The sequence below is a fragment of the Wolbachia endosymbiont of Cylisticus convexus genome (assembly GCF_003344345.1).
Window position 1 is genome coordinate 1 of the sequence record NZ_QPIP01000196.1, and the last position, 2,153, is coordinate 2,153.

General features: G+C 35.5%; 1 protein-coding gene and 1 pseudogene. One reads left to right on the forward strand and one right to left on the reverse strand.

All coding sequences use genetic code 11. From position 1 onward, the window contains the following. Window positions 1-82 precede the first annotated feature (82 nt). A pseudogene (locus Wcon_RS12900) lies at window positions 83-853 on the forward strand (transposase). On the opposite strand, the gene Wcon_RS10265 reads toward Wcon_RS12900, so the two are convergent. Continuing rightward, window positions 850-2,088, reverse strand: a complete 1,239-nt coding sequence (locus Wcon_RS10265; protein WP_114516979.1) for an IS256 family transposase — start codon at window positions 2,086-2,088, stop codon at window positions 850-852. The pseudogene Wcon_RS12900 and the gene Wcon_RS10265 sit on opposite strands and share 4 nt — an antisense overlap. Between the last annotated feature and the right edge of the window lie 65 nt (window positions 2,089-2,153).

Genomic DNA, 2,153 nt, shown 5'->3' on the forward strand with positions numbered 1-2,153 from the left:
CAAAAGACCTGCTGCAAAAGGTGATTGAAAAAATGATGGGAGAGAGGTAGAAGAAGAATCAGCAGATTGAGTAAGGTAAAAAATGAGCTTTAGTTACTATAATATGAGGAAACACCGAAGAAACTTTCGTAATATAACAGGTTTAACTATAGAGGAGTTCGAAAAAGTAGTGGAAAAAGTGAGGTCTGGATGGGAAAAACTTGAAAAACAGAAAAAGTGCCATGGTAGAAGATAAAAACTACCAACTCTGGAAGATAAGTTGTTTTGTGTAATTTTGTACTATCGCACTTACATAACACATAGATTTTTAGGATGCCTATTCAATGTGCACAACGCAAATGTATGTAGGTTACTTAAGAGAATAGAGCCATTACTCGCCAAAAAAGTGACTATAACAAAAGATAGAAGTATGACACCAGAAAAAATACTGAAAATTCTGGCTGATGTTACAGAACAGCAAATACAGAGGCCAGAAGATAGTAAAAAACGGAAGAAATCATATTCAGGAAAAAAAAGAACCAACACTATGAAAACTGAGATTATTATCGAAGAAGGAGGAAGAATTTTATCAGTGTCAAAGTCATATCGTGAGCGATTTTCGCATAAGGAAACAAGAAAAATATCTACCACTCGATAGCATAAAATATGCCGATTCTGGATATCAAGGTTGGCAAAAATTGCAAAGCAATGTTATAATTCCATATAAAAAGTATCGTAAAAAGCCATTAACTCCAGAGCAGAAAGAGCATAATAGAAATCATTTAGAATGAGAGTAGAAAGTAAGATCCGAGAGATAAAGATATTTAAGATTATGTGGGAATGTTCAAAAAAGTGTGTCAAGCCGCATTTTTAGTTCAACTCAATTTTCAACCTATCTGGAAAGAAAATATCAAGTTGAGACATAGTTAAAGCCCAATTAGGGAGAGCCATAATCCACTTTTGCTCTACCTTTTTTATAGCACAATATACCTGTTTGTACAAGGCATTTGTACTAGTAAATGAACCCTTAGTTTTAGTAAATTTCCTGATTTGTCTATGCAACCCCTCAATTGGATTAGTGGTGTAAATCAGCTTCCTAACTGGCCCAGAATACTTAAAATAACTGGATAAGTTTTCCCAATTGTTCTGCCAGGATTTTATAACTAAAGGATACTTTTCTCCCCATTTTCCTTCCAGCTCAAGCAGATAATTCTCAGCAATTTCTTTACTTGAAGCACGATATATTTTTTTCAGATCATTCATGAAAACTTTCACATCTTTACTGGATACATATTTCAGAGAATTTCTTATTTGGTGTACTATACATAGCTGCACTTCTGCACTGGGAAATACACTGTTGATGGCTGCAGGAAAGCTTTTTAGCCCATCTACACATGCAATCAGAATATCTTCTACTCCTCTTTCTTTGAGGTTATTTAGCACTTCCAACCAAAAGTTAGCTCCTTCACTTTCAGCCAAATAAAAGCCCAGGACTTCTTTTCTGCCATTTTGGTCTATGCCCAATATATTGTACATACATTTACTTACGCAATGTCCATCCTCCTTGACCTTAAAGAACATCCCATCCATAAATACTATCGGGTATACTGATTGCAGTGGACGACTACGCCATTCATTGATTATAGGCAGTAATTTGTCGGTAATACTTGATATCTCTGCTACCGATATTTTGTGATCATAAATTTCCTCAACGTGTGACGCTATATCTCTATAGCTCATACCACTGGCAAATGTGCTCAAAATCTTCGTTTCAAGCTCTGGATGTAAGCTTGTTTGCCTTTTTTTGACTATTTGCGGCTCAAAACTTCCTTCTCTATCTCTTGGCGTTAACAGCTCAAATGAACCTGCACTTGTACGTAAAGTCTTTCCATTCCTCCCATTTCTGCGATTATTTTCTTCACTTTCAGCTAATAAATGGTTTTCTATTTCACCTTCTAGACTCGCCTCCAGCAGCTTTTTTATAAATGGTGTTAATGCTCCCTCCTTTCCTGTCAACGGTCTTCCTTCTCGTATAGACGACAGGATATTTGTTTCCAACTCTTTATAATCTACCAATCCGTTAGTTCTGTTTACTACTTTTTGACTCATTGTCAAACCTCCATTTTTAAATTGATATAAATTACTTTTTTTCGGTTTGACACACTTTTTTGAAC